Source organism: Streptomyces sp. NPDC032721 (genome assembly GCF_055579625.1).
The window spans coordinates 1,056,080-1,071,450 of sequence record NZ_JBVIMX010000001.1 but is presented as its reverse complement, the minus strand read 5'-3'; the positions used below and the strand labels follow the sequence as shown (position 1 = coordinate 1,071,450).

General features: G+C 71.7%; 10 protein-coding genes. All 10 read left to right on the top strand.

Annotated features, from left to right (window positions below; all coding sequences use genetic code 11):
* Window positions 1-162: 162 nt before the first annotated feature.
* The 10 genes from ACZ5PB_RS04475 (at window position 163) to ACZ5PB_RS04430 (ending at window position 15,293) form a co-directional block, all read left to right on the top strand.
* Entirely contained in the window at window positions 163-1,248 is a 1,086-nt protein-coding gene (locus ACZ5PB_RS04475; RefSeq protein WP_468687683.1) for an LLM class flavin-dependent oxidoreductase, read from the top strand.
* Complete coding sequence (locus ACZ5PB_RS04470) at window positions 1,245-1,871, top strand: FMN reductase (protein ID WP_468687681.1); 627 nt, start codon at window positions 1,245-1,247, stop codon at window positions 1,869-1,871. The genes ACZ5PB_RS04475 and ACZ5PB_RS04470 overlap by 4 nt, the downstream gene beginning before the upstream one ends.
* A 59-nt stretch (window positions 1,872-1,930) precedes the next feature.
* Window positions 1,931-4,759: a helix-turn-helix transcriptional regulator gene (locus ACZ5PB_RS04465; protein ID WP_468687679.1), complete on the top strand. Its 2,829-nt coding sequence runs from the start codon at window positions 1,931-1,933 to the stop codon at window positions 4,757-4,759.
* Between the two features lie 137 nt (window positions 4,760-4,896).
* Window positions 4,897-6,144 carry a PucR family transcriptional regulator gene (locus ACZ5PB_RS04460; RefSeq protein WP_468687677.1) on the top strand — a complete coding sequence of 416 codons (1,248 nt, stop codon included), beginning with the start codon at window positions 4,897-4,899 and terminating at the stop codon, window positions 6,142-6,144.
* 137 nt (window positions 6,145-6,281) lie between these two features.
* A complete protein-coding gene (locus tag ACZ5PB_RS04455) occupies window positions 6,282-7,133 on the top strand; it encodes an alpha/beta fold hydrolase (RefSeq protein ID WP_468687675.1) in 852 nt (283 codons plus the stop codon).
* Window positions 7,134-7,282: 149 nt separating this feature from the next.
* Window positions 7,283-8,098, top strand: a complete 816-nt coding sequence (locus tag ACZ5PB_RS04450; RefSeq protein ID WP_468687673.1) for a helix-turn-helix domain-containing protein — start codon at window positions 7,283-7,285, stop codon at window positions 8,096-8,098.
* Window positions 8,095-8,892: an alpha/beta fold hydrolase gene (locus ACZ5PB_RS04445; RefSeq protein WP_468687672.1), complete on the top strand. Its 798-nt coding sequence runs from the start codon at window positions 8,095-8,097 to the stop codon at window positions 8,890-8,892. The genes ACZ5PB_RS04450 and ACZ5PB_RS04445 overlap by 4 nt, the downstream gene beginning before the upstream one ends.
* A gap of 54 nt (window positions 8,893-8,946) precedes the next feature.
* Window positions 8,947-10,428 (top strand): sigma-70 family RNA polymerase sigma factor, encoded by a 1,482-nt coding sequence (locus ACZ5PB_RS04440; RefSeq protein WP_468687670.1) that lies wholly within the window; start codon window positions 8,947-8,949, stop codon window positions 10,426-10,428.
* Between the two features lie 181 nt (window positions 10,429-10,609).
* Window positions 10,610-13,033, top strand: a complete 2,424-nt coding sequence (locus tag ACZ5PB_RS04435) for a non-reducing end alpha-L-arabinofuranosidase family hydrolase (protein WP_468687668.1) — start codon at window positions 10,610-10,612, stop codon at window positions 13,031-13,033.
* 70 nt (window positions 13,034-13,103) lie between these two features.
* The gene (locus tag ACZ5PB_RS04430) at window positions 13,104-15,293 is read left to right on the top strand and encodes a WD40/YVTN/BNR-like repeat-containing protein (RefSeq protein ID WP_468687667.1); all 2,190 of its coding nucleotides are present in this window, start codon (window positions 13,104-13,106) and stop codon (window positions 15,291-15,293) included.
* Window positions 15,294-15,371: the final 78 nt, after the last annotated feature.

The window sequence follows — 15,371 nt, the reverse complement described above, 5'->3', positions numbered from 1 at the left end:
TTGGCGGGGGACCCAAACGAGGGGGGCAACCACCCCCCCCCTCTCCTCCTTGAAGAATGACCTCCCCCCCTTGCCCCTGCAGGTGGGCCCCGAATCCCCGCCCCCACCCCGGCCCCGGTTCCCGGCGCGGGAACCGGACGACCTCAGGAGAGCAGACACCCCATGCAGTTCGGCATCTTCACCGTCGGGGACGTGACCCCCGACCCCGTCAACGGCCGCACTCCGACCGAACACGAGCGCATCAAGGCGATGGTCGCCCTCGCGCTCAAGGCCGAGGAGGTCGGTCTGGACGTCTTCGCGACCGGCGAGCACCACAACCCGCCGTTCGTCCCCTCGTCGCCGACCACCCTGCTCGGCCACATCGCGGCCCGCACCGAGAAACTGATCCTGTCCACGTCCACGACGCTGATCACCACCAACGACCCGGTGAAGATCGCCGAGGACTACGCGACGCTCCAGCACCTGGCCGACGGCCGGGTCGACCTCATGCTGGGGCGCGGCAACACCGGCCCCGTCTACCCGTGGTTCGGGCAGGACATCCGCCAGGGCATCCACCTCGCCAAGGAGAACTACGCCCTGCTGCGCCGGCTGTGGCGCGAGGACGTCGTGGACTGGGAGGGCACGTTCCGTACGCCGCTCCAGGCCTTCACCTCGACACCGCGGCCCCTGGACGGCGTCGCGCCCTTCGTCTGGCACGGATCGATCAGGTCCCCCGAGATCGCGGAGCAGGCCGCCTTCTACGGCGACGGCTTCTTCCACAACAACATCTTCTGGCCGGCGGACCACACCAGGCGGATGGTGCAGCTCTACCGGCGCCGGTTCGCGCACCACGGCCACGGCCGCCCGGAGGACGCGATCGTCGGCCTGGGCGGACAGGTCTTCATGCGGAAGAACTCCCAGGACGCCGTACGGGAGTTCCGTCCCTACTTCGACAACGCGCCGGTGTACGGCCACGGCCCGTCGCTGGAGGACTTCACCGAGCAGACCCCGCTGACGGTGGGCTCTCCCCAGCAGGTCATCGAGCGGACTCTGTCCTTCCGGGAGACCGTCGGCGATTACCAGCGCCAGCTCTTCCTGATGGACCACGCAGGCCTGCCCCTGAAGACCGTCCTCGAACAGCTCGACCTCCTCGGCGAAGAGGTCGTGCCCGTGCTGCGGAGGGAATTCGCCAAGGGGCGTCCGGCCGACGTGCCGGCAGCCCCCACGCACGCGTCCCTCCGTGCCGTCCCGGAGGTGTCCGCCGCATGAAGCTGAGCGTCGTCTCCGCAGGGCTGAGCACTCCCTCCTCCACCCGTCTGCTCGCCGACCGGCTGGCCGAGTCGGCCCGCGACGAACTCGCCGCCCGGGGGCACACGGCGTCGGCCGAGACCGTGGAACTGCGCGCACTCGCCGGCGACATCGCCAACCACCTCGTGACCGGCTTTCCGCCGCCGGGATCGAGCGCCGCGATCGACGCGGTGACGGCCGCCGACGGCCTGATCGTCGTGACTCCCGTGTTCGCGGCTTCCTACAGCGGTCTCTTCAAGTCCTTCTTCGACGTGATCGACCCGGACGCCCTCACCGGGAAGCCGGTCCTGATCGCGGCGACCGGCGGCACCGCCCGCCACTCGCTGGTCCTGGAGCACGCCCTACGGCCGCTCTTCGCCCATCTCCGCGCCGTCGTCGTCCCCACCGCCGTGTACGCGGCCTCCGAGGACTGGGGCTCGGGGGGAGACGGGCACACCGACGGCCTGCCCGGCCGCGTCCGCCGGGCGGGCGCCGAACTCGCCGCGCTCATGGCGGCGCGCCCGGTCGGTGAAGAGGCCGGTGAAGAGACCGAGGACGACGTCACGGTCCTCGAACGGCAACTCGCCGACCTGCGCTTCGACTGAGACGGGCCGTGGGCCGGGCGGTGGAGGGGCGATGCACGTGGTTCGTACTGTTGCGCCGTATGAGCGTGAACCGAGTGACGACCAGGACCGTGCCCGAGGAGCTCGACGGCATACCGGCGCCCCTGCGCGGCAGGGACGCCGAACTGGCCTTCATCGAGGCGCGGCTCGACGCGCTCGACCGGGGCGAAGGCGGGATCGTCCGCGTCGGGGGCCCCGCCGGCATCGGCAGGTCCAGGATCCTCGCGGAGGCATCGGCGGCCGCACGGCGGCGCGGGACGAGGGTCTTCGAGGGGGCGGCGGACCCCGAGGAGCACGTCGTGCCGCTCGGCCCGTTCCTCGACGGAGTGCTCGCCGGCAAGGGGCCGCTGTCGGGCGTCGTCCGTCTCCGGGACCTCGCCACCACACCCGGCCAGCGGTTCTGGCTGCTCCAGGAACTGGGCGACCGCCTGCGGGAGACCGTGCGCAACGGCCCCCTGCTCGTCGTCCTCGACGACCTCCAGTGGTGCGACGACCTGACCCTCCTCACCTTTCACACCCTCGCGGCCGGACTCTCGTCGCACGCCATCCTGTGGCTGGCCGCCGTACGCGGCGGCAGTGTGCCGCCGGGAGTGCGTACGACTCTGGACAGGATCCGGCAGGCGGGCGCACACGAGCTGGTACTGGGACCGCTGGGGGACCGGGCGACCGCACAGCTCACCGAGGACGTCCTGGGTGCCGCGCCCGACCCGGACGTCCTGAGCGTCGCCCGGCGCGCCGAGGGGGTGCCACAGCTGCTGGTCGAACTGCTCGGCTCACTGCGGGAGGACGGAGCGGTGACGATCGAGAACGGCAAGGCCGGACTGTCCGCCAGGCCTCCGGCCCCACGGGTGCTTCCCTCCGTTGTGCGCCGCCTCGGCCAGCTGTCGGACGAAGCCCGGGAACTGGTGCGGACGGCGGCCGGCGTGGGCGGTCCGGTCACCGTCGGACAACTCGCCGGACTGCTCGGCAGGCCCCCGGCGGCGCTCATCACGACAGTGCAGGAATCCCTCGACGCCGATCTGCTCGCCGAGAGCGGCGATCGCCTCGCCTTCCGCCACGAGCTGGTCCGCGAGGCGGTGGGAGGCGGTCTCCCCCTGCCGCTTCACACCGCCGAGCCGCCCCCGGGGAGCGTGGCCTCCTTCGTCGAGCGGCCCGGGCACGCGGCGGGAACAACGGGCCGGGACGCCGCCGAGGCCGACCGGCTGCGCACCGAAGCCGCGGAACTCGCGTCCACCGCCCCCGCACTTGCAGCGGAGCGCAGCCTCAAGGCGCTGGAGCTCACCTCCGCGGACGCTCCGGAGCGGCCCCGGGTCGTCGCCGAGACGATTTCGCTGCTCTGGCAGACGGGCCGTGCCGCCCCAGCGCGTGAGCTGGGGGCCGCCGCCCTGGCGGCCGGTGGTCTCGCACCCGAGGACGAGGCCCTCGTACGCCTTGCCCTGGCACGCCTCGCCGTACAGTTCGACTTCTCCGAGGCGGTCCGCCAGGCCCGCGCCGGGGCGGAACTGCCCGGGACGTCCGCCACCGTGAGGGGGCGGCTGCTCGCCATGCTCGCCGTCGGCCTGTCGATGTCGGGCGAGCACGCCGCGGCCGAGCAGGTCGCCGCGGAGGCGTGGGAGACCGCGGCGGAAGCCGGGGACCGCACCGCCGAAGCCACGCTGACGACGGTCCGCTCGGCCGTCGGCTTCCACCGCATGGACCTGACCGAGGCGTTCCGGCAGGCCGAGCGGTCCGCCGCGCTGGCCGACGCCCTGGGCGTCAGTACCTCGCTGTGGGTGCCGGAGGCCCTGTGGCACGTACTCCTGTCGAACACCACCGGACGCACCGCGGAGGCACTCGCCACCGCGGACGAGGGCATCCGGATCACCAGGGAGCAGGGCCGCACGGCCGCCACCCGCATGTGGCTCATGACCCGCACCCGCGTCCTGCTGGAAACCGGACGGCTGTCGGACGCGCGGGCCGACGCCGAAGCCGCGTCCCCGGTGACCGGCGATCTTGGCCCGGGCAACCTCGCCGACGTCACGCTCCGGTACGCGATGCTGCGCGTCGCCCTCCACACCGACGACCGGCGGACCGCGGAAGCGTACGCGGCGGAGGCCAGGCGCATGCGCAGCGACGGCGCACCCGTCGTCCGGCACTTCGGTTCCTGGATGCTGGCCCTGCTGGCCGACTTCGAAGGCCGGCCCGACCGCGCCATGGCCGAACTCGACCAGGTGATGATGTCGCCCGCCGCGGACAGGCCCGCCTACGCCGGCCTGATCGACCCCGCCGACGCCCCGGTGCTCGTCCGCATGGCGTTGCGCGCGGGCAGGCACGAACGGGCCGCGCAGGCGGTCGCCCTGGCCGAGAAGCGAGCCGTGCTCAATCCAGGCCTCACGTTCTTCGCCGCCACCGCCGCGCACGCCCGGGGGCTCCTCGACAACGACCTCGGCCATCTCGTACGTGCCGTCCGGCTGTACGAGGGCTGCCCGCGGGTGCTGGCCCGGGCGTCGGCGCTGGAGGACGCCGGACGCAAACTCGCGGCCACCCGCAGGTCCGAGGCGGTGCCGTACCTCGAGGCGGCCCTCGCGCTCTACACGCGGTCCGGTGCCGAGCGGGACGTCGCACGCGTCCGCCGGCGCCTGCGGGCCGCAGGCGTCCGCCGCCGGCCCTCTGCGGCCGGACTCTCCGACGCGTGGCCCGAGTTGACGGCCGCGGAGCTACGGGTGGTACGGCTCGTCGCCCGGGGGCTGACCAACCAGCAGGTGGCCGACTGCCTCTCCCGCTCACCGCACACGGTGAGTTCGCAGCTGCGCCGGGCCTTCACCAAGCTGGACGTCACCTCGCGCCCCGAGCTGACCCGGCTGGTCAAGCACCGTGACATCGGAGAGTAGTTGCTTCGTATCGCATGCGGGTGTCGCGGCAATGGACGATTCATGCGATGTGCCGACGTCGTCGTTTCCTCAGACTGATCAAGAACCGCGGAATGCAGAGATCCGCGGGGAACAGTTGATCGAGAGAGGAACCGCGCATGACCGTAAGGCTCCAGCGAGCCCGCCCCGGCAGCCCCGAGCTCCAGGCACTCGTCGACGAGCTCGCGGAGGGGCTCGGACGGTCCGTCGCCGTCGACGACCCGCTGGTCCGCATGGTCTGCACGAGCCGCCACTTCGGGGACGAGGACCCGGTGCGCATCGGCACCCTGTTGCAGGGCCGCGCCGACAACGCGGCCATCCGCTACGTCCTCGCCCAGGGCGTCACCCAGTGGTCCAGGCCCGGATTCATCGACGGCCGTGACGATCTCGGACTGCTTTCCCGTTACGTCGTGCCGCTGCGCGAGCGCGGGCATCTCCTCGGGCTGCTCATGGTGGTCGTGCCCGAGAAGACGCTGGGGGAGGAGGAGACCGCTGCCATCGCCCGGGCCGCGGACGCCATGGCCTCCCAGATGTACGCGGAGCGCCTCGCGGCCGACACCCGGACGACCGACGAGCAGGACCTGGCCCTCGCGCTCGTCGGCGCCGACGCCGCCGCACGCGGTACCGCGCGCCGGCGCGGCAAGGAACTCGGACTGCTCGGGGCGGCGGAGCACGTCCTGGTCACCGTCGTCCAGCTGAGCTGCGCCACGGAGCTCGTACGGCAGTCCGGGGCCGCCCTGTGGGCGGCGCTGGAGGGGCTCCGGCAGACGCGCTCCGCCCAGGGCCTCATCGCTGTCGACAAGGAGCGGGCGATGCTGCTCCAGCTACGCGACCGGCCGCCGGGCCCGGACGAGGTCGCCGTCCAGTCCGCTCGCATCCTCGACGAACTCCGCACCTTCCTGGACCTCTCCGCGAACCCCGTGATCGGCGTCGGCGGCCGGCACGTCGGCCTGGACGACGCGCGGACGTCGTACGAGCAGGCGCTCGTGGCGGCCCGCGCGGCACGCCGACTGCCCTCCCTGAAGGGCATCGGTGACTGGGAGCTGCTCGGGGAACTCGCCGTGCTGCTCCAGCTTCCCGAGCACGCCCTGAACGCGTACCTGGTCCCCAAGCCGCTCCGGACCCTGAGCGAGGCCCATGGCGGCGACCGTCTGCGGGACACCCTGCGCCGCTTCCTCGAACACGGGGGATCGATTCCCAGGACCGCGGACACGCTGGGCATCCACCGCACCTCGCTCTACTACCGCCTGCGCCAGATCCAGGAGATCACCGGGCTCGACCTCGACGACGGCGCCCACCGGCTCACTCTGCACCTCGGCCTCAGGATCGGCGAACTGCTCGCCCCGGGCGGCGACGGGGCTGCCTGAGCGCCGACTCGCTTCGACAAAGCGAGGAGGATCCACGGCCCGATTCCTACAGCTCGCGGTGGTGCGGGCCGCGGGCCCCATTCGATGATGTCCGGGACGGCGGGATCGATGTACCGCCTCCGACCAGGGGAGAGGTCATGAAGGAACTGATCACGACGGACGGCGCACGTCTCGCGTACCAGGACACCGGCGGCGAGGGCGTCCCGTTGGTGATGCTGCACGGCTGGGGGCAGACACAGGCGATGTTCCGCCACCAGATCGAAGGGCTGGCGCCCGGTCGCCGCGTCGTCACCGTCGACCTCCGCGGCCACGGGAAGTCCGGCAAACCGCGTCACGGCTACCGCATCGCCCGGCTCTCCCACGACGTGCTCGAACTCGTCGACCATCTCGGGCTGGCCCGTTTCGACGCACTGGGCTGGTCCATGGGCGTGTCGGTGTGGTGGAGCTTCATCGACCGGTACGGGACCGGACGGATCCGGCGCTTCGTCGCCGTGGACCAGCCCGCGGCGGTCGCCGCCGTGCCGTGGATGACCGAGCGGGAACAGCGCGAATCCGGCGCCATCTTCGATGTGTCGGGGCTGTTGTACCTGGGCGCGGCACTCGCGGGGCCGGAGGGCGACACGGTCCTCGCCGACTTCGTGCGCGGCATGTTCTCCGGCGACCCCGACCCCGAGATGCTCGCCTTCGTCGCCGGGGAGATCACGTCGACACCCGCCTACGCGGGCGTACCGCTGCTCTTCGACCACTGCGCGCAGGACTGGCGCGACGTACTTCCCCGGATCGATGTGCCGACCCTGGTGATCGGCTGTGAGGGAAGCCATGTGCACCCCGATTCGCAGCGCTTCGTCGCCGAGCGGATACCCGGCGCACGCCTGCACGTCTTCGCCTCCGAGGTGGCGAGCTCGCACTTCCCCTTCCTGGAGAACCCGTCGGCCTTCAACGCCGTGGTGGAGAAGTTCCTGGCCGAGGAGCCGGCGAACAGGGCGTGAATCCGCCCTCCGCCCGCACGCACCTACGGTTAGGAATCCCCATGACTCTCACCTTGATGTCACGTGCGCCCGAACGCGCGCCCCGGCAGGCGTCCGATCCGACCCCGCATCCCTCCCGCCCGGGGTGGCTGGTCCAGATGCTTTCCGGGATGCCGGACACGAACGACCGGAACCACGTCTACCTCGGCGTCCATGTCCGTGGGCCCGTCACCGTCGTCCACGAGCGCGCCACGACCCTGCTGGAGCCGAACGACCTGGTCTTCTGCGACCCGGCACGGCAGGACCAGCTGAGGTTCGGCGAAGACTGCGAGATGATCTTCTTCCGGGTGCCCCGCTGCTATCTGGGCGTCACGGAACCGGAACTGGACCGGGTGCTCGGCGTACCCGTACGTGGCGGGGAGGGGCTCGGGGCGCTGGCGTCCGACTTCCTGACCGCGCTCGCCGCCAAGGCGGAGTTCCGCCGGTCCACCATCGGGGACCGGCGTGCCCGGACAGCCGTGCACCTCCTCTCCGTCCTGGTCATGGAGCTCCTCGCGACGGACACGACGGACGCGGCCGACGACGCGTCCGGGGCCGGCAACGAGATGCTGTCCCGTATCCACGCCCACATCGAGGAACATCTGAGGGACCCGGACCTCTCACCGGAGTCGATCGCACGAGCCCACCACATCTCCGTCCGGTATCTGCAGAAGCTCTTCCAGAACGACGGCAGCACGGTGAGCCAGTGGGTGCGGCAGCGCAGGCTCGAATCCTGCCGGTTCGAGCTGGGCCGCCCCACCCGGAGGATCACCATGTCCGCGGTGGCACACCGCTGGGGCTTCAGCAGCCCCTCGCACTTCAGCCGCACGTTCCGCGGGGCCTACGGCATGAGCCCCAGCGAATGGCAGACGCTGGCGGCCTCGGCCTTCGCCCCGATGACCGACGACGCCGCCCAGGACGAGCGAAGGCGGGGAGAACTCGCATGACCCACCCCACCGTCGTCCTCGTGCACGGTGCCTTCGCCGATGCGACAGGCTGGATTGGCGTCATCTCGGAACTGCGGCGCAGCGGTATCCCGGTGCTCGCTCCGTCGAACCCGCTCCGGGGGCTGACGTCGGATGCCGCCTACCTCGTCTCCGTCCTGGCGCAGGTCGAGGGTCCGGCCGTACTGGTCGGCCACTCGTACGGCGGTGCGCTGATCACCGTGGCCGGCGCCGCGGAGAACGTCGTGGGGCTCGTCTACGTGGCCGCCTACGTGCCCCACGAGGGCGAGAGCCTCGGCCAGCTCCACGGGCGCTTCCCCGGGTCCCCGCCGACGGGCAACCTGAAGGAGTGGACGTACCCGCTCCTCGACGGCGACTTCGCGGTCGAGGTCACCATCGAGGAGGCCGCCTATCCCTCCCTCTTCGCCGCGGACCTGCCCGAGGATGTCGCCGGCGTCCTGGCGGCGGCCCAACGCCCGCTCGCCACAGCCGCGTTCACCGATTGCGCGGCCGCGGCGGCATGGCGGACGAAACCGTCCTGGGCGCTGGTGGCCGGGGCGGACCGCATGCTCAGCCCCGAGGTCCAGCGCTTCGGCGCCGCACGGGCCGGAGCCGTCGTCGTCGAGCTCCCGGACGCCTCCCACGCCGTCGTCCTGTCCGAGCCGGCCCGGGTCGCCGACCTGATCAGAGACGCCGTACGGGCGGCGAGCCGGCCGGAGCCGGCCGGGAAGGGCGGCCCGGCCCGCGCGTCGGGTGATCCCCGCCCCCAGGGGCGACGGCGTGGTCCGCTCGGCTAGGGTGTGGCGCCGTACTCGGCGGATCACCCGCCCGACGAGAGGGGACCGGGGCTCATGGACGCGGATCACGTGAGGCTGGTCGAAGCGGCGCAGCGGGGGGACCGGCGGGCGCGCGAAGAGCTCTTCTCCGCGTATCTGCCGTTGTTGTACAACATCGTCGGACGGTCGCTGAACGGGCATGCCGACGTGGACGACGTCGTCCAGGAGACGCTGCTGCGTGCGGTACGCGACCTGCCCGCGCTGCGGGCCCCGGAGAGCTTCCGGTCGTGGCTGGTGTCGATCACGCTGCGGCAGATCAACACGTACTGGCAGCGGCAGCGCACACTCGCCGGCCGGACCACGGTCGTCGACGAGGCGCTTCTGGTGCCGGACGCCGCCGCCCCGCTGGAGGAGACGACGATCCTGCGGCTGCGCATGTCGGACGAGCGCGGCCAGGCGGTCGAAGCCGGCCGTTGGCTCGACGCGGAACACCGGGTGCTCCTTTCGCTGTGGTGGCAGGAGTGCGCCGGGCTGCTCAGCCGTCAGGACATCGCCGACGCGACAGGGGCCGGCGTCTCCCACACCGGGGTCCGCCTGCAGCGCATGCGCGAGCAGCTGGAACTGTGCCGCACTCTCGTCGCCGCGCTGGCGGCCGAACCGCGCTGTCCGGGGCTGGATGCGACCGTTTCCGGGTGGGACGGTGCGCGAACCTCCGTGTGGCGCAAGCGGATCGCCCGGCACACGCGTGACTGCGCGATATGTACGGCAACGGCCGTCGAGCGGGTTCCGGCCGAGTTGCTGCTGGCCGGCCTCACGCCGCTGGCCGTGCCGGCGGCACTCGTCGGGGCGCTGATCGCCAAGGGCCTGCTGTCGGGTACGACGGTGACGACGGCGGTGACCGCGAGCGCCACGGGCGCGACAGCAGGGGGTGGCGCTGTGCTGGGCAAGTTCTCCGCGCTGACCGCCCATCCGGTCGCGGCCCTCGCCACCGGTGCGGTGCTCGTCACCGGGACCGCCACGTACGTCGCCTGGCCCGAACCGGAGCACCGGGTGCCCCGCGCCGTCGCCGCGCCGACGGCCGGTGCGGCCTCCCCGGCCCGGCCGGCCACCCCCGCCGCGTCGGCCACGCCGTCGCCGTCGGGTCCGGCCGTGGTTCCGCTGGGCGCGCGGTCCCTCGAATCCGTGGACCGGCCCGGCCAGTTCCTCACGTACGACGGCGACTTCGCGACGCTCAGCAGCGTCGCGGCCACCTTCACCGTCCGCAAAGGGCTCGCGGACAGCCGGTGCGTCACCTTCCGGACGGCCGACGGCCGGTATCTGCGCCACCACTACCTGCGGCTGCGACTGAGCCCCGACGACGGCAGCCGGCTGTTCCGGGAGGACGCCACCTTCTGCCCGCGCTCCGGGACGGTCGACGGATCGGTGACCCTGCACGCGCACAACTACCCGGGCTCCGTGCTGCGCCCCCGCGACGGATCGATCCGCCTCGACGGCTCCAACGGCAGGCGCACCTTCACCGGCCAGGCCTCTTTCGTCGTCCGCGCGCCGCTGACGTGACGGCAGAGATCCGCTGACTTCGCAACCCGGCCCCGCATTACGGTTTTCTGCCGCGAGATTCGTCACCGCGCGGGCGCGCACATTTTTCGTTACGCCGGCCCGCCTTCCCCAGCCTCCTCTTCAGGGGTGCCCCTTCACGGGCGTCCCCCGCTGATCTGTCCCCTGAAGAAGGCCACTCCCCATGACCAGACACACCGCAGAACCCCGCAAGGGCCTGCACCGGCTCCGTCGGCCCCGCAGGACGCTGATGATCGGCCTGACAGCCTCGGCGCTGGTGGCCGGTGTCGCGACGCTGCTCCCCAGCTCCGCCGGGGCCGTGGGCCTGGAGGCCGAGGCGTCCTCGTCGGGCCGGTACTTCGGCACGGCGATAGCCGCGGGGCGGCTGGGCGACTCGGCGTACACGTCGATCGCCGACCGGGAGTTCAACATGATCACCCCGGAGAACGAGATGAAGTGGGACGCGGTCGAGCCGTCCCGCGGCACCTTCCGGTTCGCGGCCGCCGACAAGATCGTCGACCGGGCCGTGGAGCGCGGCCAGCGGCTGCGCGGCCACACCACGGTGTGGCACTCGCAGCTGCCGGCTTGGGTGGAAGCGATCAGCGACCCGAACACGCTGCGCAGCGTCACGAACCACCACATCAAGACCACGATGGGCCGCTACAAGGGCAAGATCTACGCCTGGGACGTCGTCAACGAGGCCTTCCAGGACGGCGGCAGCGGTGCGCTGCGCGAGTCGGTGTTCAAGAAGGTGCTCGGCAGCGGCTTCATCGAGGAGGCGTTCCGTACCGCCCGCGCGGCCGACCCGGCCGCGAAGCTCTGCTACAACGACTACAACATCGAGGACTGGTCCGCCGCCAAGACCCAGGGCGTGTACCGCCTGGTCAAGGACTTCACGGCGCGCGGCGTCCCCATCGACTGCGTCGGCTTCCAGAGCCACTTCGGGGCGGGCGGCCCGCCGGCCAGCTTCAAGCAGACCCTCGACAGCTTCGCCGCCCTCGGCGTCGACGTGCAGATCACCGAGCTGGACATCGCCCAGGCGTCTCCCACGCACTACGCGAGCGCGGTCAACGCCTGTCTCGGTGTGAAGCGCTGCACCGGCATCACGGTGTGGGGCGTCCGCGACAGCGACTCGTGGCGCGCGGACGAGAAACCGCTGCTCTTCGACGCGGCCGGCAGGCCGAAGCCCGCGTACGAGGCCGTCAAGAAGGCGTTCGGCGCAGGGTCGGGCGCGACCCCGGCCGGTCCGGGCACCACCCCGGCCGGCCCGGGCACGACCCCGGCCGGCCCGGGCGACCGCACCGGACAGATCAAGGGCGTGGCCTCCGGCCGCTGCCTCGACGTCCCCGGCTCCTCGACGGCCAACGGCACCCAAGTACAGCTGAAGGACTGCGACGGGCAGCCCCGCCAGAGCTGGACGCGCACCGCCGCCAAGCAGTTGAAGGTGTTCGGCAACAAGTGCCTGGACGGTAAGGCGAAGGGCACGGCGAACGGCACCGAGGCGGTCATCTGGGACTGCAACGGCGGCACGAACCAGCAGTGGAACGTCAACGCCAACGGTTCGATCTCCGGCGTCCGCTCAGGCAAGTGCCTGGACGCGATCGGCGCGGGCACCGCCAACGGCACCAGGATCCAGCTGCACACCTGCGCCGGCGTCGACAACCAGAAGTGGACCGCCCCCTCCGTGTCGGCCGGTGGCACGTGCGCCCTGCCGTCCACGTACAAGTGGAGCTCGACCGGCGCCCTCGCGCAGCCCGCGAACGGCTGGGCCTCGCTGAAGGACTTCACCCACGTCACGTACAACGGCAAGCACCTCGTCTACGGGTCGATGTCGACGGGCAATTCGTACGGCTCGATGGCGTTCGCTCCGTTCGGTGACTGGTCCGGGATGGGGAGGGCCCCGCAGACGAAGATGAACCAGAACGCGGTCGCGCCCACCCTCTTCTACTTCGCGCCGAAGAAGATCTGGGTGCTGACCTACCAGTGGGGGGCCTCGCCCTTCAGCTACCGGACCTCGGCCGACCCGACGAACCCCAACGGCTGGTCCGCGCCGCAGCCCCTGTTCACCGGCAAGCTGCCCGCCCCCGGGACCGGTCCGATCGACCAGACGCTGATCGGCGACGACACGCACATGCACCTCTTCTTCGCCGGCGACAACGGCAAGATCTACCGGGCGTCCATGCCGATCGGGAACTTCCCCGGCAACTTCGGCTCGTCGTACACGACGGTCATGAGCGACACGGTCAAGAACCTCTTCGAGGCACCGCAGGTCTACAAGGTCCAGGGCCAGAACCAGTACCTGATGATCGTCGAGGCGCGGGGCGCCGGCGAGAAGCGGTACTTCCGCTCCTTCACCGCGACCAGCCTGACGGGTACGTGGACCCCGCAGGCCGCCACCGAGTCCAACCCCTTCGCGGGCAAGGCCAACAGCGGTGCGACCTGGACCGACGACATCAGCCACGGTGACCTGATCCGCGCCAACCCGGACCAGACCATGACCGTCGACCCGTGCAACCTCCAGCTGCTTTACCAGGGCAAGGACCCGAAGTCGGACGCCCCCTACGACGCGCTGCCGTACCGGCCGGGCGTGCTGACCCTGCAGCGCTGAGCCGTTCCGCAGGCAGCCATTCCGCAGACAGCTTTTTCGCAGACAGCTATTCGCAAGGAGCACAACCCCCATGAACACCCCTCCCCCCACCCCCGCGGTCTCCCGGCGGCGCGGTCAGCACCGTCGCCGCCGGGGCGCCTTCGCCCTGCTGCTCGCGGTGCCCGCCGCGGCCGTGCCGTACCTGCTCCTCACGCAGGACGACTCCGAGGCCGCCAAGGCCCCCACTTCCGCGGCAACACCGTACAAGTGGAAGAACGCGCAGACCGTCGGCGGCGGTTACGTCCCGGGCCTCGTCTTCAACCAGAGCGAGCGGGGTCTGCTGTACGCCCGCACCGACATGGGCGGCGCGTACCGCTGGGACGCCCGCGCCGAGAAGTGGATCCCGCTGACCGACTGGCTCGGCGAGAAGGACTGGAACCTGCTCGGTATCGACTCCCTCGCCACCGACCCCGTCGACCCCGACCGGCTTTACCTCGGCGCGGGCACGTACACCAACGACTGGGCGGGCAACGGCGCGATCCTCCGCTCCACCGACCGCGGCCGCACCTTCCAGCGCACCGAGCTGCCCTTCAAGATCGGCGGCAACGAGGACGGCCGCGGCGCCGGCGAACGCCTCGTCGTCGACCCGTCGAATCACTCGAACCTGCTTCTCGGCTCCCGCAAGAACGGGCTGTGGCGGTCCACCGACCACGGTGCGACCTGGCATCGGGTCGAGTCCTTCCCGGTCAAGGACGGGGCGGGCAGCGGCGGGGGCATCTCGTTCGTGACGTACGGGCCCAAGGGCAGCAACACCGTGTACGTCGGGGTCGCCGACAGGTCCACGTCCCTGTACCGGTCGGCCGACGGCGGTGCCACGTGGCAGCCGGTGGCCGGGCAGCCGACCGGCCAACTGCCGCAGCACGGTGTCGTCACGGCCGACGGCACGCTGTATGTGACGTACACCGACAACCTCGGGCCCAACGGCGTCACCGGCGGCTCGGTCCGCAAGTACACGCCGAGCGGCGGGGGTTGGAAGGACGTGTCCCCGTCGCGGGGCTCGTACGGCTTCTCGGGGCTCGCGGTCGACCCGCGCAGGCCGTCCACGGTGATGGTCACGACGCTGGGCCGCTGGTACCCCGAGGACGAGATCTACCGCACCACGGACGGCGGTTCGACCTGGAAGACCCTCGCGGACAAGTCCGTACGGAACGCCTCCGGAGCGCCGTACGTCGGCACCCACACCGGTCACTGGATGACGGCCCTCGCGATCGACCCGTTCGACTCCGGGCACGTGCTGTACGGCACCGGCAACGGGATCTGGCGGAGCAAGGACGCCGACGCGGCCAAGAGCCACTGGACCGCAGGGGCCAGGGGACTTGAGGAGACGGCGATCCTCGACGCCATCGCTCCGCCCGGCGGCGCCGCCGTCCTGACCGCCATGGGTGACCAGGGCGGATTCCGCCACACGGACCTGACGCGGGTGCCGTCCGGGCGGATGAAGAACCCGCTGATGAGCAACAGCACCGACATCGACTACGCCGCGTCGAAGCCGTCGGTGATGGCCCGGGTCGGTACGGGCGGAAAGCAGGACGGCGCCTACTCCACCGACGGCGGCGCCACCTGGCGGGGCTTCGCCTCCGAACCGGTGGCCGGCGCCCACAGCGGCCGTATCGCCCTCGCGGCGGACGGCTCCACACTGGTGTGGACCCAGACCGGGCAGTCCCCCCACCGCTCGACGGACAAGGGGGCGACCTGGTCGAAGGTGAAGGGGCTCGGCACGGGGGCAGAGGTCGTCGCCGACCGCTCCTCCGCCCGCACCTTCTACTCCCTGACCGGCGGCACCCTCTACGCGAGCACCGACGGCGGCGCGACCTTCACCGCCCGCGCGAGTGGCCTGCCCGCCGACGGCCGCCTCAAGGCCGTACCGGGCCGAGCCGGCGATCTGTGGATCGCGGGCGGCGGCAAGGGGCTGTTCCACTCCACGGACGGCGGCCGCAGGTTCACCGGGCTCACCTCGGTGACGTCCGCCTCGGCGGTCGGCTTCGGCAAGGCGGCGCCGCGCGCCTCGTACCAGTCGCTGTACCTCATCGGCACGGTCAAGGGCGTCACCGGAGTCTTCCGCTCCACCGACAAGGGCGCCACCTGGACCCGCGTCAACGACAAGGCCCACCAGTGGGGCGCCATCGGAAGCCAGGGCGTCATCACCGGCGACCCCGACACCTACGGCCGCGTCTACGTGGGCACCAACGGCCGCGGCCTCCAGTACGGCGACCCGTCCTGACCCCCGTACACCACCCGTGACAGCGGGCCGCACTCCTGGCCGGGGCGACAACACGGCCAGGAGGGCGGCCCGCTGTGG